Raw genomic sequence first — 21,338 nt, forward strand, 5'->3', positions numbered from 1 at the left:
CGACGATGGCGATCACAGACGTCGACGTATTCGCCCATCTAACGGACGCCGATATCGAAAATCTGGCCGTTGAGCTCGATGCCATCCGCCAGGACGTGGAAGACTCGCGCGGCGAGCGGGACGCCCGCTACATCCGCCGCACCATCGCGGCCCAGCGCGCCCTCGAGGTGACCGGCCGGCTGCTGCTGACCGCCAGTTCGCGGCGCTCGGCCTGGTGGGCGGGGACGGTGACGCTGGGCGTGGCCAAGATCGTCGAGAACATGGAGATCGGCCACAACGTCATGCACGGCCAGTGGGACTGGATGAACGACCCCGAGATCCACTCCTCGACGTGGGAGTGGGACATGAGCGGGTCGTCCAAGCACTGGCGCTATACCCACAACTTCGTGCACCACAAGTACACCAACATCCTCGGGATGGACGACGACGTCGGCTACGGCCTGTTGCGCGTCACCCGCGACCAGCGCTGGAAGCGCTTCAACATCTTCAACCTGGTGTACAACACCCTGCTCGCGCTGCTGTTCGAGTGGGGCGTCGGCCTGCAGCACGTGGAACTCGGCAAGATCGTCAAGCGCCGCATGGATGGCGACGACGCCCGGCAGCGGGTCGACGAGTTCCTGGCCAAGGCCGGGCGGCAGGTGCTGAAGGACTACGTCGCGTTCCCGGCGTTGACCTCGTTGTCACCCGGCGCCAGCTACACGTCGACGTTGAAGGCCAACGCGCTCGCCAACGTGATCCGCAATGTGTGGGCCAACGCGGTGATCTTCTGCGGTCATTTCCCCGATGGCGCAGAAAAGTTCACCAAGACCGACATGATCGGTGAGACCAAGGGTCAGTGGTATCTGCGGCAGATGCTGGGTAGCGCCAACTTCGAGGCCGGCCCGGCGCTGCGCTTCATGAGCGGCAACCTGTGCCATCAGATAGAGCACCACCTGTATCCGGACCTGCCGAGCAACCGGCTGCACGAGATATCGGTGCGGGTGCGCGAGGTGTGCGACAAGTACGACTTGCCTTACACCACAGGGTCTTTCCTGTTCCAGTACGCCAAGACGTGGCGCACACTGGCCAAGCTCTCGCTGCCGAACAAGTACTTGCATGACGACGCCGACAACGCGCCGGAGACCCGCAGCGAGCGGATGTTCGCCGAACTCGAGCCAGGTTTCCTGGGTATCGATCCGGCCACCGGCCGCCGCCGTGGGCTCAAGTCAGCGATCGCCGCGGTGCGGGGTTGGCGGCGCGAAAAGCGTGCGGCAGCCACGCGGCGCGCCAGCGACGATCTGGCCGCCTAACTGGCGGGATGGTCGATCTCTACCAGCCTTCGGGCAAGGTCGGCCAGCGAAGTGTTCGACGTCTGGGACAGCCTCACCAACAGATCGAAGGCGGAAGCCGCGTCGACCTCGAACCGCTCCATCACCATGCCCTTGGCCTGGCCGATGATGTCGCGGGTATCCAGAGCTCGGTGCAGTTGCGCGATCTCTATCGCCATCGCCCGGGAATTCTGTTGATCAGCACGCGCTCTGGCGGCCAAGGCGGCCAATACATGTTGCTGATCGGCAGGGTCACCGGCCCGGCCATCCGCGATGTTGCGGGTCAACGCTGACAATCCCGCGTCGACCGAGGTGATTTCGGCTACCTGGTGAAGTGCGCCGATCACTTCGGCTCCGTCATCGACCGCCGTGTTGGTGCACGTCCACAACTTCGTCAGGAAGGTATCCGGAGTCGCCGGATCGACGATGTCATAGCGCACGATCGGCATAGTGTCCATTCCGTTGCTGCGCAGCGCGGATTCAACGGACACGGCGAGCTGAGACGAGCCGCTGGCCCGCGGTTCATCGGGGTCGTCCGGAAACACGTCGAACACGTACTCGCCGAGCATGTCCTTGCGGTCCCGCAACGAGATCGCCTCATAAGTCGCATTCAGCCCGCGAATACGAAGATCACGGTCCAGCAGCATCGACGCGGCATGGGATTCGGGCGCTGACGAGGCTAAAAGCTCATCAAAGCGGTGCTCATCCAGCACTCGCGACATCCGCCGCTCCACGGGCATTTCTGGTGCGTACCCAATCCGGCCGTCGGTCACTCCGTCATCGGAACTGCGGTCAAAACTGGTACAAGTCCGCCGCACTTATCGGGGCGACACCGAGGTGGACCACGTCCACGTCGATCGCGTGCTGCGCGAAGCGCGATTCACCTGGTAGTCGGGGGTGAAATAGGGGCCGACGTGACGCTCATAGTGTCACCGAGCATCAGGTGGCGTGAGCCGGTCGAGGAAACCAGTTTGATGTGATCGGCTGCATGGCTCGGTTGTTCGGCGAGAGGTCGCGGTCAGGGTCGCGTCGGGGTCGGGCCGATTCATCAAGCGAATGCGGGTGCTACAAAGCGCCTGATTGTTTGCTGTTCGATTCGGCTGTTCGCCATTGGCCAGTAGGCGAACGACACGACCAGGCGCACGATCCACTGAGCCGCTTGGGGGTCGTCGTCCGTAATTCCGGTGAGCTCGGCGGCAAGGTGGCCAAGAACAGGCGAAGAATGCAACTTCTCCAAATCTTGAGACTGACCGGCGCTCAGCATAAGTCGTCGTAGCGGGTCCGACCTGATCTGTTCGAGTGCCACGGTGATTGCGGTAACGACCCGCTCCGGGCCGCTCAATCGATCGACGGCATGTCGCACGGTGTCGATGATGCCCGCCGCTAGCCGCAGGAGAATGGCATCGCGTATCTGGGCTTTGCCGCCGGCGTAGCGATAGATGGTGGCTCGCGAGCAGTGCAGCCGTGCCGCGAGGGTGTCGATGTCGAAGGAATCTAGGCCCTCGCGGATTGCCAGGTCGGTCGCGGCTTCGTAGATGCGATCAGCCGCCACCGTTCGCCGGTCACCGCTAACAACCCAATCGTTGCGAGCCATTGTGTTCACCCCCGCGTGTCGTAGGCGTCATATCTTCTCAAATCTGAGACGAAATGAGCAGATGTCTCACGGTTTGCCGAGGTACGGGGGAGTTGGTGAGACGCCGGAGTCGCTCGGTGCGGAAGGGAGGTTCCAACTTCTCGGAGCATTGTTGACGTCACAGGTATCCGCCGATCAGCGTGGAGAAATGACCTCGGTGGACGGCGAGCTCGGCATCGCGCTGTTTGACGATCAGTACATCCAGAACCCGCATCCGCTGTACGAGCGGATGCATCGGACTGCACACGTCCATCGCATCGGCGGGTCGGACTTCTACGCCGTCAGCAGCTGGCAGGCGGTCAACGAGGCGGTCGCGCGATGCGATGACTTCTCGTCGAACCTGACTGCGACGATGATGTATCAGCCCGGCGGCACCGTAACTCCGTTCGTGGTCGGAGAACTCGGCGGAGCCACCCAGGCACTGGCGACCGCCGACGAACCGGCGCATTCGGTCCATAGAAGGGCGCTGCTGCCGCAATTGGCCGCGAAGCGCATTCGCGCCTTCGAATCATTCATCACCGACACCACCGGTCGCCTGTGGAACGCCGAAGCCCAAAGCGGGCGCATCGAATGGATGAGTGCGATGGCCAACCGCCTCCCGATGATGATTGTCGGAAGAATCATCGGGGTTCCTGATACCGACGTCGACAAGCTCATCCGATGGGGTTATTCCGCCACCCAAGTCGTCGAAGGACTGGTTACTGCGGAACAGATGGACGCCGCAGGCGTCGCGGTGTTGGAACTCGGCGCCTACATCACCGAACAGTTCCAACAGGCGGCGGCCGACCCGCACGACAATCTTCTGGGCGACCTCTCCATGGCGGTTGCCGCCGGCGAACTCTCCGAACTGGTCGCGCTCGCCATGATGATCACGCTATTCAGCGCTGGCGGTGAGTCCACCGCTTCGCTAATCGGTTCGGCTGCTTGGGTTCTCACCACACATCCGGAGGTCCAGCAGCAACTCCGCGATCAACCAGATCTAATCGGTGCGTTCCTCGAAGAGGTGCTGCGCTACGAGCCACCCTTCCGGGGACACTATCGGCACGTCGTCAACGACACCGAATTGTGTGGTGTCGAACTGCATGCGGGCTCACGCCTGCTCCTGCTGTGGGGAGCCGCCAATCGTGACCCGTCGCACTTCGAGGATCCCGGGCAATTCAAGCTCGATCGCCCTGCGGGTAAGGGTCACATCACCTTTGGCAAGGGAATTCACTTCTGCGTTGGAGCTGCGCTGGCCCGATTAGAAGCCAAGGTCGTGATAAGTCAACTCCTGGAACGCACTTCAGGAATTGCAGCGGCCGAGACGGGTCGATGGCTCTCGAGCCTTCTTGTCCGCCGCCTCGAATCCCTGCAACTTGTCTGCGATTGAAAGTCGGCGTCATTCAGCCGAGCCGCTGGTCACCTTGGTGGCTAGCGCCGCCAGCTTGGCATCCAATCCTTGTGCGGCGCTGAGCAATTCGGGGTTGGGCTCGACAACCATCAGAGACGAGGGCTTGACGTAGGTCAGGCTGCTGTGACCGTCGTCTTCCTCGAGCAACAACAGCTCGACCGGGGCGAATAATCCGGCCTCGACGTCATGGCGCAGCATCGTGATGGCGAGTAACGGATTGCCGAGAATGACCCGCAACGCCTTGCGGTCGATGCCCGCCTTGTTGATCCAGGCGCCGTGGTCGACCGTACCGAACAACATGAAATCACTTGGCCCGACGTGGGATTCGACCCGCTCCTGATACGACTTCCAGTCGGCGGTGGACGTCGCGATGTCGTTGATCGGCACCGGTTGCTCGCCGATGTCGGCGAGCAACGCGGCGCGCAGTTCGTCGTAGCTCTTGGCGCTGTCGTAGCGCACCCGAACCCCGTCGAACTTGGTTTCTTGCGGACTGTTCATGGCGTCGCCTCCTAGGCCAGTCGCTCGATGATGGTGGCGTTCGCCATGCCGCCGCCCTCACACATCGTCTGCAGCCCATACCGGCCACCGCGTTGCTCCAAGGCGTTGACCAGTGTGGTCATCAGGCGAGCGCCGCTGGCGCCCAACGGGTGACCGATCGCGATCGCGCCGCCATTGACATTCGTCTTGGCCAGATCGGCCCCGGTGTCCTGCGCCCACGCCAGCACGACGGGAGCGAACGCCTCGTTCACCTCGAACAGGTCGATGTCGGCCAGCGTCAGCCCGGCCCGCGCCAGCACCTTCTCGGTGGCCGGAATAACGCCGGTCAGCATGTAGAGCGGGTCAGAGCCCACCACGGTGGTGGTGTGGATCCGGGCCAGCGGCCGCAGGCCCAGTTTCTTGGCGACCTCGCTGCTGGTGATCAACACCGCGGCGCTGCCGTCGGACAACGGCGACGAGTTGCCCGGGGTGATCTCCCAATTGATCTGCGGGAAGCGGGCTTTGGCCGCATCGCTGTAGAACGCCGGCTGCAATCCCGCCAGCGTCTCGACCGTGGTGCCGGGGCGGATGATCTCGTCGGTGGCGAGCCCCGCGATCGGAATGAGCTCGTTGTCGAACAGGCCTTCCTTGGTGGCCCGGGCGGCCTTCTCGTGGCTGGCTGCCGAGAATTCATCGAGCTGGGTGCGGGAAAAGCCCCACTTCGCGGCGATCAGTTCGGCGCTGATGCCCTGCGGCACCAGGCCGTCGGGGTAGCGCCGGGTCATGTCCTCGCCCATCGGGTTGCTGCCCGGCGGCACCTGGCTGCCCATCGGCACGCGGCTCATCGACTCCACGCCACTGGCGATGACGAGGTCGTACGCGCCTGCGATCACACCCTGCGCGGCGAAACTGATGGCCTGCTGGCTGCTGCCGCATTGGCGATCGATCGTGACACCGGGGACCGACTCGGGGAACCCGGCGCCCAGCAGGGCGTTGCGGGCGATGTTGGCCGCCTGATCGCCGACCTGGGTCACGGCGCCGGCAATGACATCGTCGACCTGTGCCGGAACCACGCCGGTGCGTGCCACCAGTTCGCGCAGGCTGTGTGCCAGGAGATCAGCGGGCAGCACATCATGCAGCGCGCCACTGGCCTTGCCCTTGCCGATGGGTGTGCGGACGGCTCCGACGATGACGGCGTCGCGATTCATAACTCCTCCTCGAGTCTAGGTATAGAACGCTGTACTCAGATAAACACCTCGGTATGCTTAAAGCAACCCAGGTGCGGAGGTGATTTAGATGACACTGCTGCAAGGACCGCTGGCCGACCGCGACGCCTGGTCGGCGGTGGGCGAGTGCGCGATCGAGAAGACGATGGCGGTCGTCGGCACCAAATCCGCGATGCTCATCATGCGCGAGGCGTATTACGGCACCACCCGATTCGACGACTTCGCCCGTCGGGTGGGCATCACCAAGGCCGCCACCTCGGCGCGGCTGAGCGAGCTGGTCGAGCTGGGGTTGTTACGACGCCAGCCCTATCGGGAGCCCGGGCAGCGCAGCCGCGACGAATACGTGCTCACCCAGGCCGGAATCGAATTCATGCCGGTGGTGTGGGCGATGTTCGAGTGGGGGAGGCGTCACCTACCCGGCCGCAACCGGCTCCGGCTGACCCACCTGGGCTGCGGCGCCGAGGCGGGCGTCGAAATCCGCTGCGCACAAGGGCATCTGGTTCTCCCCGACGAGCTCGGCATGCGGCTGGCTAAGAAGCCTGGTTGAGCGCGGCCAGCAGCCGCCGGGCCGCGGCGACCCGGCGGACGGCGGGTCCGGTCAGGGTGTCCAGCGCGCACTCGGGGTCGGCCGGTGGGCCCATGTGGCCGCAGCCGCGCGGGCAATCCGCGATGGCCTCGGCCAGATCGGAAAACGCCATCATCACGTCGTCGGGCTGAATGTGAGCCAGGCCGAAGGACCGGATGCCCGGTGTGTCGACCACCCAGCCGGTGGTGCCCAGCGGCTCGGTCAACGGCAGCGCCACCGACTGGGTCGAGGTGTGTCGTCCCCTGCCAATGTCGGTCACGTCGCCGACGGCGCGGTCCGCGTCGGGAACCAGACGGTTCACCAAAGTCGACTTGCCGACGCCGGAATGCCCGAGCAGCACGGTGATCTTGCCGGCGAGCATGTCCGCCACGGCGAGCAGGGGATCGTCGCGGCCCGCGGCAACCACCGTCAGGTCCAGGTCGACGAACTGCTCGGCGAACGGCTCCGGCGGGGCGAGATCGGTCTTGGTCAGGCACAGGATCGGGGTGAGGCCACCGGCGTAGGCGGCGATCAGGGCCCGATCCACCAGCCCGGTACGTGGCGGCGGGTCGGCCAGCGCCACCACGATCAGTAACTGGTCGGCGTTGGCGACTACCACCCGTTCGGTGGGATCGGTGTCATCGGCGGTGCGGCGCAACACCGTTCGGCGCTCACCGCGACGCACGATGCGGGCCAGCGTGTCCGGCCGCCCGGACAGATCGCCGACCACGTCGACGTCATCACCGACCACAATCGGGGTGCGGCCCAGTTCGCGGGCCCGCATGGCGGTGACCCGCCGATCGACGTCTCCACCCAGCACGCACCCCCAGCGACCGCGATCGACACTGACCACCATGGCAGCCTGTGCGTCGGCGTGCTCGGGACGGGTCTTGGTCCGCGGACGGGAGCCCCGGCCGGAGCGGATCTTGACGTCGGATTCGTCGTAGTCACCGGGCCTCACATGCTGTGCTCTTCCCCGGGCTCCAGCATGCGCGCCCACAGCTGCGGAAAGTCCGGCAGCGTCTTGCTGGTGGCGCCGATGTCGTCGACCTCGACCCCGTCCACCCGCAGCCCGACGATTGCGCCCGCCATCGCCATCCGGTGATCGGCATAGGCGTGCCAGACGCCGGATCGCAGCGGTGTCGCGGTGATCTCCAGGCCGTCAGGGGTTTCGGTGCAATCGCCGCCGAGGCGGTTGATCTCGGTGCTCAGCGCGGCCAGCCGGTCGGTCTCGTGGCCGCGCAGATGCGCAACGCCGGTGAGCCGGGACACCGATCCTGGTGTGGCCAGCGCAGCCAGGGCCGCCACCGACGGCGTCAGCTCGCCGACCGCGCGCAGGTCGACATCAAAACCTTGGTAGTCCCCGGAACCGCGCGCCTCGAGAAACGAATCAGTATGCCTGACAACGGCATTCATCTTGGCCAACACATCAAGGATGTTGTCGGCGGGCTGCACGCTGTTAGCCGGCCAGCCGGTGATGCGCACCGCGCCGCCGGTGACCACCGCCGCGGCCAGGAAGGGGACGGCGTTGGTCAGGTCCGGCTCGACCTCCCAGTGCCGGGCCGCGACCGGCCCGGCTTGCACCGTCCAGCGGTTGCGGACGGAGTCGTCGACGTCGACTCCGGCCTGGCGCAGCATCGCCACCGTCATGGCGATGTGCGGCGCCGACGGCAGCGACGAACCGGTGTGTTGCACCGTCAGCCCCTCGACGAACGAGGCCGCGCACAACAGCAGCCCCGACACGAACTGCGACGAGGCCGAGGCGTCGATCTCCACGGTCCCGCCGATGACCGAGCCGGTGCCGAGCACCCGGAACGGAAGACCGGAGCCGTCGATCCGCACGCCGAGTCCGCGCAGCGCGTCGAGCAGTGGGACGATCGGCCGCGCCCGTGCCTGCTCGTCGCCGTCGAACTCGACCATCGATTCGGCGAGGGCGGCCAACGGCGGGACGAACCGCAGCACCGTGCCGGCCAGCCCGCAATCGACCTGGGCCATCGGTTCCGGCGACACGTTGCCGCTGACCGTCAAGTCGCTCTCGTCGCCGTCGACATCGAAGCCCAGGGTGCGCAGCGCGCCGATCATCAGATCGGTGTCGCGGCTGCGCAGCGCCCCGCTGATGGTCGGGGTGCCTTGCTCCAGGGCGGCGGCCAGTGCCGCCAGCACCAGGGCCCGATTGGTCTGCGACTTCGAACCCGGAACGGTCACGGTCGCCTGTAACGGTTGCGATGCCAGCGGGGCCTTCCATGTCGTCACCGGTCCATCATCGCCTGTCATCGGTTTCTGCCACCATGGGATGTATGTGTGGACGGTTCGCGGTCACCACCGATCCGGCGTTGCTGGCCGAGAAGATCAAGGCGATTGACGAGACCACCGGCGCGCAGGGCGAGGCTGGTTCGACCGGCCCCAATTACAACGTGGCCCCGACTTCGACCATCGCGACCGTGGTCAGCCGGCATTCCGAGCCCGACGACGAGGCGACGCGACGGGTGCGGCTGATGCGCTGGGGGTTGGTGCCGCCATGGGCGAAAGCCGGATCCGACGGCGCGCCTGACACCAAGGGTCCGATGTTGATCAACGCCCGCGCCGACAAGGTCACCACCTCGCCCGCCTTCCGGACCAGCGCCAAGTCCAAGCGCTGCCTGATCCCGATGGACGGCTACTACGAATGGCGGGTCAACTCGGACGACGCCGCCGGCAAGAAGACCCGCAAGACACCGTTTTTCATGTACCGCGAAGACGGGGAGCCGCTGTTCATGGCGGGCCTGTGGTCGGTCTGGAAACCGGCCAAGGACGCTGCGCCGCTGCTGAGCTGCACGATCATCACGACCGATGCGCCGGGGGAGCTCGCCCGGATCCACGATCGGATGCCGCTGGTGATGCCCGAACGCGACTGGGACCGCTGGCTCGACCCGGACGCCCCCATCGACGAAAAGTTGCTGACTCGAACGCCGGATGTGCACGCCATCCGGATGCGCGAGGTGTCGACGCTGGTCAACAACGTCCGTAATAACGGCCCGCAGCTGCTCGAGCCGGCCGAGCCGCAGCCCGAACAGATGAAAATCCTGTAGCGAGGCTCCGGCCGCTACGCCGCCTCGTCGTCGTAGTGGCCACCGTGTTGCACTAACGCTTGCAGTACGGAGACCGTCAAGCCGCCAAAGTTTCGGTTCTGTTCCCGCGGGGTAGACCCCCCGAGGAAATAGTTGATTGTAAAGACGTTGCTATCAACACCACTCCGGACGGTCCAGATTTTCATCACACCGTTGAGCGTCAGCTCCTAAGCGGATTTCCACCCAGCCAATCAACAGCGGCGGTCGATGCCTAAGCGATCGCCGGCACCTCTTTTCAGGTTGCGCATCCCAAACACGCCGTCGACACATACTTCGACCGCATCAGAAGGAGAACCAAATGACTACAACCAATTCCGCTGCAGCCCGTAGGGTCGACGCACCGAACACCCACGGCCTGCCTGCAGACGCACCGGCGGCCCGGGTTACCGCCCGACGCGGCAGCGAGACAAAAGCTTTCTACAAGACAACGGAATTCATCGTCTTTGTCGGCGCCACCATCGCAGTGTTACTCGCGTCTTACTTCGTCAAGGCGACCGACGGGCATGGCGACTATTTCCAGGCCGACAAGGCATGGCTGTACGTCGTGATCCTGAGCGTCGGCTATATGGTGAGCCGCGGGCTCGCGAAGTCGGGTAGCCGCCATCGCGACGACGCCTAGTCAGTTCCCGAGACTAGCTCCGGGCCCTTCATCACGGTGGAGGGCCCGGAGTCTGCTCTTCGCAAGACATTTCGAGACGATGGTCCACATTGATTGTGCGGTGAGGTCTCGGGAGGCAGCGAGCTACGCGGAGTCCAGGGGCCAGCGTCTGTCGATATGCGGAATCCGCAGGCTACGGAGTGCTTTTCGCCGCGAAGCCTGGTTGTTGCAACGCCACCGCGGTGGCCACCGCTTCCAGCAGTCGGGTGAGTTGCCCGACGTCGCCGACGGTTCGATCGCCGGCGGCCAGCCTGGTGAAGACGCCGGCGATGAACGTCGTCACGGCGGTGGCCTGCGCGGCTAGCAGGGCCGGGTCGCGGGTGGCCGGCTGCAGGTGGGCGATGGCGTCGTGAGCCATGGCGTTGATCCGGGCGACGAAGACCTGCGACGTTTCGGCCAGACCGGGATCGCGGGCGGCGCGCAGCAGCAGCTCGTGGCGCGCTCTGTTGAGCATCAAGCCAGATCCGTTGGCCTGCATCATGATCAGTCGGGCCAGGTGCGCGAACGGGGAGCGCGGATCGACCGGTTCGTCGATCACCGACTGCAGATTGGTCACGTCGATCTCCGCGACGCGTTTGCCCACGCCGCGCAGCAGGGCCGCGCGGGTCCGGTAGTAGTACGACGTGGTGCCGTCGGGAACGCCGGCGACGCGGTCGACCTGACCGTGTGTCAGTCCGCGCGAGCCGTGCTCGGCCAGCACCCGGATCGCGGCATCACACAGATCGCGGCGGCGTTCGTCGCCGTTGCGTTTCCGGGATCTGCTGGCGGCCATGTTCTCAGCGCAGGACGGTGCCGCCGTCGATGTTGACGACCTGACCGTTGATCCATTCGCCCTCGGCGGAGAGCAGGAAGGCGACCAGCGCGGCGACATCGGCGGGATCGCCGACGCGGGGCCCCCGAATGCGTTTGAGCGCGGCCGCCTGTAGGTCCGGCCATTGCGGCACCGCGCGGATAGTCTCGGTCGCGGTGAACCCGGGCGCGACCGCGTTGCACCGGATGTTGTCTTTTCCCCACCGCGATGCGACGTGGCGGGTGAGCGCGCCGATGCCGGCCTTGGCGGTGGCATAGGCCGGACGTGCGGGCTCGCCCTGGAACGCCGCCGCCGAGGACATGTTGACAATGGCGCCGCCACCGCGCTGCAGCATCTTCGGTATGGCGTATTTCATGGCGGCCAGATAACCGCGCAGGCTCACCGCCATCACGCGATCCCACACGTCGAAGTCGATGTCGACCACGTCGCTGTCGGAGCGGATGGTGCTCATGTCGGCGCCGACATTGAACAGCAGGTCCACGCCACCGTAAGTTGTTGCGGCGGTGTCGATTAGGGTGGCGACGGATGTCGTTTCGGACAGATCGAAGGCCACGTGGGTGGCCGTTCCGCCGGCCTCGGCGATGCGTGCGGCGCTCTGCTGCGCGGCGTCGACGGCAACGTCACCGATGACCACCCGGCAGCCTTCCTCGCCAAGCCGGGCGGCCGTCGCCGCACCGAGGCCGGTAGCACCGCCGACGATCACCGCAACCTTGTCGCTCAGACCGCGCAGTCCCATCAGCGCCCCTTTTCGCATAGCAGATATTGACATTACCTCTAGAACTGTAGAGGATCGCCTGGCTCACCAAATCCATTGGCGAAGTCCATCGACGAATCGGGGCGACCGAATGAACACCGTCAACTTCGACTTCAGCGGCGCCCAGGTGCTGGTGACCGGCGGCACCAACGGCATCGGCAACGCGATCGCCACCGCTTTCGCCGCTGCCGGCGCAGCCGTCACGGTGACCGGTACCCGCGGGTCCGCAGCGGACTATCCGGACACCGAACTGGGTGGGTTCACCTACCGTCAGTGCCAGATTCAGCACCCCGAATCCGTTGATGCGCTGGCAGATTCACTAGGTGGACTGGATATCTTGGTCAACAACGCTGGCGGCACCTACCCCGCGGGCGACGAATACGATCCGGATGGCTACATCGCGTCGGTGACGCAGAACTTGTTCGGCCCGATGCGGCTGACCATGCGTTGCTATGACCGCCTCAAATCCAGTCAAGCTCCCGGCGGCGCGAGCGTCGTCAACGTCGTCTCGATGTCGGCGTTCCGCTCGGCGGTCTTCGTCCCCGGTTACGCCTCGTCGAAGATGGGGCTTCTCGCCTTGACAATGAACCTCTCCCGCCGGTGGGCCGGCGACGGAATCCGGGTCAACGCCATCGCGCCCGGGTTCATCGATACCCGAATAACCGCCCCGGCCATGGGGATTCCCGAGGTGATGGATGTCGAGATCGGCTTCCACACGCCACTGGGCAGACCCGGGACACCTCAGGACTGCACCGGTGCGGCGCTGTTTTTGTGTACCGATGCCGCGTCGTACATCACCGGCAGCACCATCGCCGTAGACGGCGGATACCTGACGGTCTGACCCTGGGGACCCGATGAATAATCGACCGTCGAACGACCCGCGCCGATCTTCGCCGAATATCTCGATACCTTCGACATCGAACTGGAAGGCACGCCGTGAGAGCATCCGTGGTCACCGCCCCGGGCAGGGCAGAGGTGATCGACACCCAAGTCCCCGACGTCGGCCCACGCGACGTGCTGGTGCGGATGCGCGCCTGCGGCATCTGCGGTTCGGACGCTTTCTACATCAGCATCGGGGGCATCCCCCCACGTCAGGGGCACACGCCACTCGGACACGAGCCGGCCGGAGAAGTCGTCGAACTCGGCGCTCAGGTGACCGGGCTGTCGGTGGGTGACCACGTCGTCATCAACCCGATGGCCGCACCCGGCGGCATCATCGGCAACGGCGGAGCCGCCGGGGCGCTCGCCGACTACCTGCGCATCGAAAATGCGGTCCGCGGAACAAGTCTCGAAGTAATCCCGGACCACATCCCGTGGGAAGTAGCCGCGCTCAACGAACCGATGGCCGTCGCGCGCCACGGCGCCAACCGCTGCCGGCCCAAGCCCACCGACAAAGTCGTCGTGTTCGGTGCCGGGCCGATCGGGCTGGGCGCCACGCTGGCATTCAAATCCCTTGGCGTCAGCCACATCGTGGTCGCCGACCTCATTCCCGGGCGGCTGGAGAAGGCGCTACAGATCGGCGCCGACGCCGTCATCAACTCCGCCGAAGAGGATGTGCTGGCCCGGCTGATCGAATTGCACGGCGAAGGTGAAGCCGGAATACCCGGGTTACTCCGGCGCTCCGGCACCGATATCTACCTCGACGCCGCCGGGGTGCCCGCCGTGGTCGACACCGCACTGGCCGCCGCCAAGAAAGGTGCCACCCTGGGAATCGTTGGCGTGCACAAAGAACCGGTACCCGTCGAATTCATCAATGTGATGAGCAACGAAATCACCATCCTCGGATCCATGGGCTATCCCGACGAAATCTTCGAGGTGACCCGGGATCTCGTGGCGAACTGGGAGAAATACGCGCTGATCGTCAGCCACACCATTCCGTTCGACAACGTCGGCGAAGCGCTCGAGTTGGCGCACACTCCGGGGGCCGCCGACAAGGTCGTTGTCACGTTTTGCTAACCAGCGTGCGAGCCAGGCAGGAAAGCGCGAGTCCGGCCTGCGGCCAACGTCTATGGCTGTTTGGCCCAGTATGAGACGTCGACGAGTTGTGGGCCCCGGGGCGGGCGGGATCAGCTTGACTCCGACGGGACGGCGTCGGCGTATGGAGCGTCGCTGTTGGCGTAAGCCCGGCTGCACACCATGTACAAGACGCCGAGCCCGACGACAGCCACGGACATCAGCAAAATGATGTAGTCGTCGTACCAGGGTTGGTAGGGCTCGCGCGGCCAGGACAGATTGACGATGGCCGCGACGCCGTAGACCAGCGAGCCGATGTTGACGGGCATACCCCACCGGCCAAGCCTGTACTTGCCCTTCGGCACCCAGCCTTTGATACGCGCGCGCAGCGCCGCCAGCACCACCATCTGGAACGCGATGTAGACCCCCACCGAACCAAAGCTGACGAGTTTGGTGAGCGCGTCACTCGAGATCAGCGATCCGATAATGAGCATCGCCGGGATAATGACCGCGATCAGCAGCGAGTAGGGCGGCACGTGGCGCTTGTGATCAAAGCGCGCCAACAGCTTTGAGCCGATGATCATGTCGTCCCGGCCGTAGGAGTAGACGAGCCGGCTGGCCGCGGCCTGCAGGCTCAGCGCGCACGACACGAACGAGATCAGCACAATGCACAGCACGACCTTTGCGCCGAGCCCGCCGAACGCGGTCTTCAGGATGGTGTCGATCGGATCGGCGTCCTTGCCGCTGATCACCGCGCCGAAGTCGGTGACCGACAAGATCAGGCTCAGGCAGACGAAGGTAGCTGCAGAGCCGCCGATGTAGATGGTGCGGCGCATCGCCTTCGGGATTTGCACGCCCGGGTTGCGGACCTCTTCGGCCACGTCGCCGCAGGCTTCGAAACCGAAGAACTGGTACAGCGCAATCAAACTGGCGGCCAGGAAGGCGTACATGTAGCTGTGGCTGCCTTGGGCGCCGAAGCTGTGGAACAGCACGCCGAGGTTGTGGTGGCGCTGGGTGCACAGCAGCCAGATGCCGACCACGATGGCACCGATCAGCTCGGCGCTGAAGCCGAAGATGGCGAAGTAGCCCAGCATCTTGGTGCCGGTGAGGTTGATGGCCGTGGCGAGCCCCAACATGATGAGGGCACACAGCACCGTGGCGTGCGGGGACGGCGTGAAACCGAACACGTCGGCCACGTACGGGCCGGCACCATAGGCCGCGTCGGCCAGCAGGGCCAGCAGCGTGAACATGTAGACCCACCCGGTCATCCACGCCCATTTGCGGCCCCACAACCGTCGCGCCCAGGGGTAGACGCCACCGGCCACCGGGAACTGCGCGACGACTTCGCTGAACACCAGCGCGACCAACATCTGCCCGGCGCCGGCGATGAGCAGGCTCCATATCATCGGCGGCCCGGCGGCGGCCAGCGCGAAAGCGAACACCGTGTAGATGCCGACCACCGGTGAGAGATATGTGAACCCGAGCGAGAAGTTCGCCCACGGGCTCATGTCCCGCTTGAATTCGGAGTGGAAGCCGAGGGCCTCGAGCTGAGCCTGGTCCTCGTCCTCGAGCGTGGGGATACCGCCGACGCCGGGGTGGGTCTGGGGCTGGGCGTTTTCCTTGAGTGTTCGTGCGGTTCCAGACGTCGTGTTAATGGCCAAAGCCCTTTCCTCACTTCCCAAGTCGAGTGAACGGCCATCTGCCGTTCATCGACATGTCACAACTCACAACCAGGGGCTAGTGCGGTTCCTGAGGCTCGATGAGAGCGATCCGCGACAGGGCTGCTATTTGTTCGTCGCCTCCTTGATCAAGCTCGCGGCCGTGCGCTTCAGAACGTCTCGTTGTCGGCGTACGTCGGCGATCGCCTTGCGCAGTTGGTTGAGCTCGTCGCGTTCGCTCACGGCGGCGTCGTCGTCCGCATCGGCGGTCGGCTTGGCCCATCGGCCGGCGGGGTCGTCGTGCATGCCGGTCTCGCCGGCCAGTCCGGGAACCACCTTGTGGCGTGCGCCCGCGCGGATCCGGCCTTGGTCGCCGCGCGGCGCGTTGACGACGCTGGCCACCGGACCCATCGAGGGCATGCCGCCGTAAAAGCCCGGTGCGGCCGCCCCGGCCTGCGGCAGGCCCTCGAGCCCCGCGCTCGGCAACGCGGTTGCCGTGGCGGCCAGCCGAATCGCTGGGGACGTGCCCCAGGACTGCGGCACCGACAGGTTGCCGACCGCCGCCGCCTCGCCCACTCCTACCGACACCCCGGAAACGCCAGGGCCCGCACTCGAGCCGGAATTCACCAGAGCCGACCCAGAGCTGCCCGCGCCGGCAAGACCCGCCGCCGCGGCCGGTGGCGCGGAAAGCGAATTGACCAACGGGTTCCAGGCCGCGGCGACCGGCGGCGCCATGGTCAATAGGGCACCGGAGGCATCGAAATTGAGGCCCTCGGAGAGGATCTGATATCCGATGGTGTTCTCGCTGAAGTTGTTGAACAGATCCAGCAGCCAACCCAACCCGGAAGAGCCACCGGACGTCCCGGAGGCCGGGCCCGTCGTCGCGTTCTGCAGTATGTTGGGCACGCTGGACAGCGTCGATTGGGTGCTTTGGCCGGTTGCCGACGCGGCAGCCCTGTTGACCGCCATGGCCTGATTGGTGTTGGCCGTCGAGTTGGTGGTCTGCGGCGGTGAGCTGAACGGCGTCAACTTGGTGGCCGCCGCCGAGGCGCCCGCGTAGCCGTACATGGCTGCGGCGTCTTGCGCCCACATCTCCGAGTAGTGCGCCTCGGTGGCCGCGATCGCCGGGGTGTTCTGCCCAAAAGCATTGGTGGACACCAGCGAAGACAACAGCGCACGGTTCACCTCGATCTGCGCCGGGGGCACCGTGGCGGCAAAGGCCGCCTCGTAGGCGGTGACCGCCGACGTGAGCTGGCTGGCGGCCTGCTGGGCCTGCGCGGCGGTGGTGTTCATCCACGCCACATACGGGGCCACCGCCGCCACCATCGCCCTCGACGACGGGCCCACCCACGGCCCACCCGCAAGTTGCGACGTCACCGTTCGATACGACGTTGCCGCCGAACTCAATTCGGTCGCCAATTTCTCCCAGGCCACCGCGGCCGCAACCCACGGCTCCGATCCCGCACCCGCATACATCCGTGCGGAATTGACCTCGGGTGGCAGGCCTCCGAAATCCAACGGCGCGGTCATAGCATGGCCTCCTTGATCAGGCGGGCCGCCGCGTCACGCTCGGTCGCCACTTCGGCGATCTCCTTGCGCAGCTTTTCGAGCTCGTCGCGCTCGCGTTCGCTCAATCCGCTGGCGACGTACTTGCGGGTCTTTGGTGGCGCCGGAGCGGGCCGGGTTGCGGCGCGCTCGTCAGCGCCCTGCTCGCCAGGCATTAGCGGGACGACTCGCTGGCTCGATCCCGAGCCGGTGCGCGACTGCTCACCCCTGGGAGCGTTGACGACGCTGCCCACCGGAGGAAGGCCACCGAAAAATCGGGGACTTGCCGCCTCAGCCGTTGGCACACCGCCGAATCCGGCGGCCGGTAAGGGCGATGCGCTCGCGGCCAGCCGAACGGCCGGGGCCTCCGCCCACGACTGCGGCACCGACAGCTTGCCGACCGCGGACGACCCGCCCAGGCTCGCCGAAACGCCGGCATTGCCCGGGACTCCCGTCCCGCCCGGCGAACTCACCAGGGTCCCCAGCCCGGCGGTTGCCGGCGACACGTCGCCGGCAACCGCCGCCGCCGTCGGCAATGCCAGCCCGTAGAGCCCGCCCAGCAGGGGAGTGATACCGGAAGCCGTGAACAACGGGCCACTGATGACCAACGCCCAGTTACCGATGTTCTGCGTGAGTTCGTTGAGTCCTGTGGGGCTCCCGGACGGTGGGTCGAACACGCTTCCTAGCACCGGACCCAGATTCGATGAAGTGGCGCTTGGCGTCGACGAAAGGTTCTGCAGCGTGTTCGGCACGACCGAGAGTGCGGATTGCGCGCTCGGCCCTGCCGAGGAAGCGGCGGCCTGGTTGACGGAGGCGGCCTGCATCGCCTTGCCCGACGGGTTGGTGGTCTGTGGCGGCGACGTGAATGCGGTCAATCTGGTGGCCGCCGCCGAGGCGCTGGCGTAGCCGTACATGGCCGCGGCGTCTTGCGCCCACATCTCGGCGTACTGCGCCTCGGTGGTCGCGATCGCCGGGGTGTTCTGCCCGAGGACGTTGGTGGCCACGAGTGAGGCCAGCAGCGCGCGGTTGACCTCGATCTGCGGTGGGGGCACTGTGGCGGCGAAGGCCGCCTCGTAGGCGGCCACCGCCGACGTGAGCTGGCCGGCTGCCTGTTGGGCCTGCGCGGCGGTGGTGTTCATCCACGCCACGTACGGCGCCACCGCCGCGACCATCGCCCCTGACGACGGGCCCACCCACGAGCCACTCGTCAGCTCCGACAACACCGCCCGATAAGAGGCCGCCGCCGAACTCAACTCGGCAGCCAACGCATCCCAGGCGGAGGTGGCGGCGACCATGGAGCCGACCCCCGCACCGGCATACATCCGCGCGGAATTGACCTCGGGCGACAACGCCGCAAAATCCATTTCGTTAACCCCTGTCGAACCAGTCGTCCCAGGCATCCCCGAGTCCACCCACATGCCCTCGTAGAGGACTTGACGCACGTTTGAAACACCACCAACAGCTCACGGAGCGTGCCGCGGCAGAGGCCGACATCGGCGAACCGACTACCAGGATGGAATAGTTCTCTGCGATGGCACTGATTAATTACTGGAATTTATCTGGCAAATCTTTGTTACTCGCAGCATGCCAGGCGCGTATTTCCCGAGCGTTACGCTAAATCAAGGAGAGGTTAATTCGCCGCCGCTGCTGGCGATCCGGGACGCATGGCACATAGTGGCGTCCTCGCGAGTGCGGATGTGCAGCCCGGGTCTGAGCTGAGCGTTCAGCGTGCGCAGCCACGAAAATGCTTCGCATATAACAGTTTACGACGATGGCGGAAGTGACCGATGGCTTGGTGTCGCAGCCGCTCAACCGTTTACGGCGGGAAAAGTGGGAGAATCCATTGTCCACGGTGGGATGCTGGCCGAGTTCGCGAATCTCAACCATACCCACTGGTAGGCAAGACGCCATTTCGGTATATATGTGTATGCGCTACAGCAAACACGCAGGTAACATTGAAAGAGCATTTTCAACACGATGCAGAATCTGGCCTAGGGCGTACCTCGCGCATAGATTGCACCGCCAGCGCGGTGATTGTGATTCCGGCCAAACGGAATCGGTCGACAAACGCGCGCGCCCCGCCTCAAAGCGGAAGCGTCGTCACCCACTGCGTCAGATTCCCGGCTCGATCGGCCGGCGGCGACGCACCGATCGGCGATGTCGGCAATCGGCGATGGGATATTCTTTAGCTCTGCCGTTAGACAGGAACACAAGGTGCGATGGTTCCCGCCATCATGGGCCATGACGGGTTTGCGACTGTGACTCGGACCGGGCGTCCCCGGCTCAACGACAAACGGCGTCACGGGATCACGGCGCGCGATGAAATCCTCGACGCTGCTGGCGAATTGTTCACGACCACGGGCTACGCGGGTACCTCGACGCGCGCCATCGCGGACGCGGTCGGAATACGGCAGGCTTCGCTGTATCACTATTTCAACACCAAGGAAGAAATCCTGCGCGCGCTGTTGAGCCAGACGGTCAACCCGACGCTGTCGTTCATCGCGCATCTGCTCAGCGCCGAGCCTGCCCTGACCGCCGGTGAGCACTTGCATGCTCTGGCGATGTTCGACGGCAGACAACTGCTGTCGAGTCGGTGGAATCTCGGCGCCCTGTACCTCATGCCAGAGTCCCGCGGTGCCGGCGTCGAGCCGTTTTGGTCCGACCGGGAGCGGCTGCGGCAGCAATACCTGGCAGATGGCCGGGCCATCGTTGCCGAGACCGGTATCCACCCGGCCGCGGCCGACCTGCCGTTTCGGCTAGTGGAGTCGCTGGTGAGCGTGTGGTCGTCGCCCCCTGGCCCCGAGCGGTCCGACCTACCGGCCCACGTCGCCGACGCCTGCCTGCGAATGGTCGGTTTTCCCGACAGCGCCATCCCGACGCTACGCATGCGCAGCCACGCTGAGCTGCAGCGTTACGAAGCTGACCATCTGGTGAGTCCTTAGCATGGCACACCGTCGGCAAATGGTGTGGTGTCCGTAGCCGGCTGTTCCAGCGACCGCAAATAGCTCGGCCAGTCTCCGTGACCGGAGATGTCCTCTCCTGCCTGCCAGGCATCGAGGGCGCAGCCGAATCCGACCACGTCGGTCCCATCGGACAGGGTGACCGCGCCCAATGTCATGGGCGAGGGCAGGCTCGCCAGAAAGCCGCCCAGCATCGCCGTGCCCACCAGCCACAGTTCACCTCGGATTGCTACGCCGGTGTCGGCACCTACCTTGGCCAGTCCGGGCTTGGGCGGCGAAGTGTTCAGGCGCGCGAGCCGGTACAACGGTGCGGTCATAGCGTGTCCCGTCCATCGGGCGCCACGGTCGGTGAGCTGATGCGCGAGCGGCTGGCCCCGCAGGTGTGCGCCCACGACGAAAAGCGGGGTCGCTGCCAGCCCAGTCCGAGTCGGCCATGGTGCGGGCGAAACGTCGTCCGGCGAAATCCCGAGAGAAACCGCGCCCGGCCTGGCCACCCCCGGTGTCGGCACGGTGACCGCGCGGGCCAGGTCCAGCGCGACAGCGTCGGCTCCCATTCCCGCGACGACGGTGACGCCGAACTGCGAGCCATCTGCGGTCCCGGAGGGCACTGCGACCGCGCACAGGTCCATGAGGTTGCAGAAATTGGTGTAGGTGCCCAGCGCCGAGTTCGCGCCGACGGGGTCGGCTGCGACGTCCGCGATCGTGGGGTGCCCGGTGGTAGTCGGGATCAGCAGCGCATCGCAATCTCCCAGCGCCTCAAGTGCGATCGCGGTAAGCTCGGCCACCCGCACACGGTCGGCGAGCAGACGGGTTGCCGACACCTGACCCGCGGCTGACACGATTCGTCCGACCGTCGGGTCGACCTCGGCGGGGTGGGCGTCGACGAACGTCCCGACGGCCTCGTGCCGTTCGGCGACCAGGCCGCCGTCGTAGAGCAGACGCGCGGCGTCGAGGAACGGGCCGAGGTCGATCTCTTGTAGTCGGACGCCGGTCGCGGCAAGACGATCACACGCGTCGCGGAACGCGAACCGCCATGGCTTGGACAGCCCGGGCAGTTCCCGGGGGATCGCCACAGTCGGGTTCGGGGGCGCGGCCAGCGGCGCGTCCGGTGGGAACGGGCGCGCCCCTCCGGCCATCACCCCCATCGCGGCGTCGGCCGTGTCGATGTCGCGCGCGAACACCGTGACGCAGTCGTAGGAGCGGCATGCCGGGACGACGCCGTTCGTCGGAACCACGCCGACAGTCGGCTTGATGCCCACGACGCCCTGGAGCGCGGCCGGCACGCGGCCCGACC

The 21,338-nt window shown here is 65.7% G+C and carries 20 protein-coding genes; 8 read left to right on the forward strand and 12 right to left on the reverse strand.

What is annotated here, in order from left to right:
* The first annotated feature begins 5 nt into the window (after nt 1–5).
* Nucleotides 6–1,289, forward strand: coding sequence for a fatty acid desaturase (locus A5625_RS21410; RefSeq protein ID WP_066998665.1), 1,284 nt, complete (start codon nt 6–8; stop codon nt 1,287–1,289).
* On the opposite strand, the gene A5625_RS21415 is transcribed toward A5625_RS21410, so the two are convergent.
* Together A5625_RS21415 and A5625_RS21420 are read right to left on the reverse strand one after the other, a co-directional pair.
* Nucleotides 1,286–2,047, reverse strand: coding sequence for an ANTAR domain-containing protein (locus A5625_RS21415; protein WP_232003775.1), 762 nt, complete (start codon nt 2,045–2,047; stop codon nt 1,286–1,288). The genes A5625_RS21410 and A5625_RS21415 overlap by 4 nt on opposite strands.
* A gap of 308 nt (nt 2,048–2,355) precedes the next feature.
* A complete protein-coding gene (locus A5625_RS21420) occupies nt 2,356–2,901 on the reverse strand; it encodes a TetR/AcrR family transcriptional regulator (protein WP_066998671.1) in 546 nt (181 codons plus the stop codon).
* A 187-nt stretch (nt 2,902–3,088) separates the two neighbouring features.
* On the opposite strand from A5625_RS21420, the gene A5625_RS21425 reads away from it, so the two are divergent.
* Nucleotides 3,089–4,309, forward strand: coding sequence for a cytochrome P450 (locus tag A5625_RS21425; RefSeq protein WP_066998616.1), 1,221 nt, complete (start codon nt 3,089–3,091; stop codon nt 4,307–4,309).
* A gap of 9 nt (nt 4,310–4,318) precedes the next feature.
* Here the strand turns inward: A5625_RS21425 and A5625_RS21430 are convergent, their stop codons facing one another.
* Together A5625_RS21430 and A5625_RS21435 are read right to left on the reverse strand one after the other, a co-directional pair.
* Nucleotides 4,319–4,828, reverse strand: coding sequence for a DUF302 domain-containing protein (locus A5625_RS21430; protein ID WP_066998619.1), 510 nt, complete (start codon nt 4,826–4,828; stop codon nt 4,319–4,321).
* 11 nt (nt 4,829–4,839) lie between these two features.
* Entirely contained in the window at nt 4,840–6,015 is a 1,176-nt protein-coding gene (locus A5625_RS21435) for a thiolase family protein (RefSeq protein ID WP_066998622.1), read from the reverse strand.
* A gap of 88 nt (nt 6,016–6,103) precedes the next feature.
* Here A5625_RS21435 and A5625_RS21440 point away from each other — a divergent pair, with 88 nt between their 5' ends.
* The gene (locus A5625_RS21440; protein ID WP_066998625.1) at nt 6,104–6,580 is read left to right on the forward strand and encodes a helix-turn-helix domain-containing protein; all 477 of its coding nucleotides are present in this window, start codon (nt 6,104–6,106) and stop codon (nt 6,578–6,580) included.
* On the opposite strand, the gene rsgA is transcribed toward A5625_RS21440, so the two are convergent.
* A complete protein-coding gene (gene rsgA / locus A5625_RS21445; RefSeq protein ID WP_066998628.1) occupies nt 6,564–7,559 on the reverse strand; it encodes a ribosome small subunit-dependent GTPase A in 996 nt (331 codons plus the stop codon). The genes A5625_RS21440 and rsgA overlap by 17 nt on opposite strands.
* Nucleotides 7,556–8,851: a 3-phosphoshikimate 1-carboxyvinyltransferase gene (aroA, locus tag A5625_RS21450; protein ID WP_197516178.1), complete on the reverse strand. Its 1,296-nt coding sequence runs from the start codon at nt 8,849–8,851 to the stop codon at nt 7,556–7,558. Before aroA ends, rsgA begins: the two co-directional genes overlap by 4 nt.
* 44 nt (nt 8,852–8,895) lie before the next feature.
* Here aroA and A5625_RS21455 point away from each other — a divergent pair, with 44 nt between their 5' ends.
* A complete protein-coding gene (locus tag A5625_RS21455) occupies nt 8,896–9,666 on the forward strand; it encodes an SOS response-associated peptidase (protein ID WP_066998633.1) in 771 nt (256 codons plus the stop codon).
* Nucleotides 9,667–10,003: 337 nt separating this feature from the next.
* Nucleotides 10,004–10,324 carry a hypothetical protein gene (locus A5625_RS21460; protein ID WP_066998635.1) on the forward strand — a complete coding sequence of 107 codons (321 nt, stop codon included), beginning with the start codon at nt 10,004–10,006 and terminating at the stop codon, nt 10,322–10,324.
* Nucleotides 10,325–10,496: 172 nt separating this feature from the next.
* Here the strand turns inward: A5625_RS21460 and A5625_RS21465 are convergent, their stop codons facing one another.
* Together A5625_RS21465 and A5625_RS21470 are read right to left on the reverse strand one after the other, a co-directional pair.
* Nucleotides 10,497–11,135: a TetR/AcrR family transcriptional regulator gene (locus A5625_RS21465; protein ID WP_066998637.1), complete on the reverse strand. Its 639-nt coding sequence runs from the start codon at nt 11,133–11,135 to the stop codon at nt 10,497–10,499.
* A 4-nt stretch (nt 11,136–11,139) separates the two neighbouring features.
* Nucleotides 11,140–11,910 carry an SDR family NAD(P)-dependent oxidoreductase gene (locus A5625_RS21470; protein WP_066998639.1) on the reverse strand — a complete coding sequence of 257 codons (771 nt, stop codon included), beginning with the start codon at nt 11,908–11,910 and terminating at the stop codon, nt 11,140–11,142.
* A 109-nt stretch (nt 11,911–12,019) separates the two neighbouring features.
* Here A5625_RS21470 and A5625_RS21475 point away from each other — a divergent pair, with 109 nt between their 5' ends.
* Together A5625_RS21475 and A5625_RS21480 are read left to right on the forward strand one after the other, a co-directional pair.
* Nucleotides 12,020–12,769: an SDR family NAD(P)-dependent oxidoreductase gene (locus A5625_RS21475; protein WP_066998641.1), complete on the forward strand. Its 750-nt coding sequence runs from the start codon at nt 12,020–12,022 to the stop codon at nt 12,767–12,769.
* 95 nt (nt 12,770–12,864) lie between these two features.
* Entirely contained in the window at nt 12,865–13,884 is a 1,020-nt protein-coding gene (locus A5625_RS21480) for a zinc-binding dehydrogenase (protein WP_066998643.1), read from the forward strand.
* Nucleotides 13,885–13,994: 110 nt separating this feature from the next.
* On the opposite strand, the gene A5625_RS21485 is transcribed toward A5625_RS21480, so the two are convergent.
* The 3 genes from A5625_RS21485 to A5625_RS30575 all read right to left on the reverse strand — a co-directional run bounded on the left by A5625_RS21485 (nt 13,995) and on the right by A5625_RS30575 (nt 18,448).
* A complete protein-coding gene (locus A5625_RS21485) occupies nt 13,995–15,542 on the reverse strand; it encodes an APC family permease (RefSeq protein WP_232003776.1) in 1,548 nt (515 codons plus the stop codon).
* Nucleotides 15,543–15,665: 123 nt separating this feature from the next.
* Nucleotides 15,666–17,069: a PPE family protein gene (locus tag A5625_RS30570; RefSeq protein WP_066998645.1), complete on the reverse strand. Its 1,404-nt coding sequence runs from the start codon at nt 17,067–17,069 to the stop codon at nt 15,666–15,668.
* Complete coding sequence (locus tag A5625_RS30575; protein WP_066998647.1) at nt 17,066–18,448, reverse strand: PPE family protein; 1,383 nt, start codon at nt 18,446–18,448, stop codon at nt 17,066–17,068. The genes A5625_RS30570 and A5625_RS30575 overlap by 4 nt, the downstream gene beginning before the upstream one ends.
* Nucleotides 18,449–19,303: 855 nt before the next feature.
* Between A5625_RS30575 and A5625_RS21500 the strand changes: the two genes are divergently transcribed.
* Nucleotides 19,304–20,026, forward strand: coding sequence for a TetR/AcrR family transcriptional regulator (locus tag A5625_RS21500; protein WP_232003777.1), 723 nt, complete (start codon nt 19,304–19,306; stop codon nt 20,024–20,026).
* On the opposite strand, the gene A5625_RS21505 is transcribed toward A5625_RS21500, so the two are convergent.
* Nucleotides 20,023–21,338 (reverse strand): amidase family protein (locus A5625_RS21505; RefSeq protein ID WP_255398018.1); only part of this gene is annotated, 1,316 nt, incomplete at its 5' end. The genes A5625_RS21500 and A5625_RS21505 overlap by 4 nt on opposite strands.

This window comes from Mycobacterium sp. 1465703.0 (assembly GCF_001672975.1).
Classification (GTDB): domain Bacteria; phylum Actinomycetota; class Actinomycetes; order Mycobacteriales; family Mycobacteriaceae; genus Mycobacterium.

Excerpts from the sequence above, each read along its gene's own strand:
- A5625_RS21465 (WP_066998637.1), bottom strand. The coding sequence starts at position 11,135 with ATGGCCGCCAGCAGATCCCGGAAACGCAACGGCGACGAACGCCGCCGC.
- A5625_RS21455 (WP_066998633.1), top strand. The coding sequence starts at position 8,896 with ATGTGTGGACGGTTCGCGGTCACCACCGATCCGGCGTTGCTGGCCGAG.
- A5625_RS30570 (WP_066998645.1), bottom strand. The coding sequence starts at position 17,069 with ATGACCGCGCCGTTGGATTTCGGAGGCCTGCCACCCGAGGTCAATTCC.
- A5625_RS21425 (WP_066998616.1), top strand. The coding sequence starts at position 3,089 with ATGACCTCGGTGGACGGCGAGCTCGGCATCGCGCTGTTTGACGATCAG.
- A5625_RS30575 (WP_066998647.1), bottom strand. The coding sequence starts at position 18,448 with ATGGATTTTGCGGCGTTGTCGCCCGAGGTCAATTCCGCGCGGATGTAT.
- A5625_RS21415 (WP_232003775.1), bottom strand. The coding sequence starts at position 2,047 with ATGCCCGTGGAGCGGCGGATGTCGCGAGTGCTGGATGAGCACCGCTTT.
- A5625_RS21410 (WP_066998665.1), top strand. The coding sequence starts at position 6 with ATGGCGATCACAGACGTCGACGTATTCGCCCATCTAACGGACGCCGAT.
- A5625_RS21440 (WP_066998625.1), top strand. The coding sequence starts at position 6,104 with ATGACACTGCTGCAAGGACCGCTGGCCGACCGCGACGCCTGGTCGGCG.
- A5625_RS21470 (WP_066998639.1), bottom strand. The coding sequence starts at position 11,910 with ATGGGACTGCGCGGTCTGAGCGACAAGGTTGCGGTGATCGTCGGCGGT.
- A5625_RS21475 (WP_066998641.1), top strand. The coding sequence starts at position 12,020 with ATGAACACCGTCAACTTCGACTTCAGCGGCGCCCAGGTGCTGGTGACC.
- A5625_RS21460 (WP_066998635.1), top strand. The coding sequence starts at position 10,004 with ATGACTACAACCAATTCCGCTGCAGCCCGTAGGGTCGACGCACCGAAC.
- A5625_RS21435 (WP_066998622.1), bottom strand. The coding sequence starts at position 6,015 with ATGAATCGCGACGCCGTCATCGTCGGAGCCGTCCGCACACCCATCGGC.
- A5625_RS21430 (WP_066998619.1), bottom strand. The coding sequence starts at position 4,828 with ATGAACAGTCCGCAAGAAACCAAGTTCGACGGGGTTCGGGTGCGCTAC.
- A5625_RS21420 (WP_066998671.1), bottom strand. The coding sequence starts at position 2,901 with ATGGCTCGCAACGATTGGGTTGTTAGCGGTGACCGGCGAACGGTGGCG.
- A5625_RS21500 (WP_232003777.1), top strand. The coding sequence starts at position 19,304 with ATGGTTCCCGCCATCATGGGCCATGACGGGTTTGCGACTGTGACTCGG.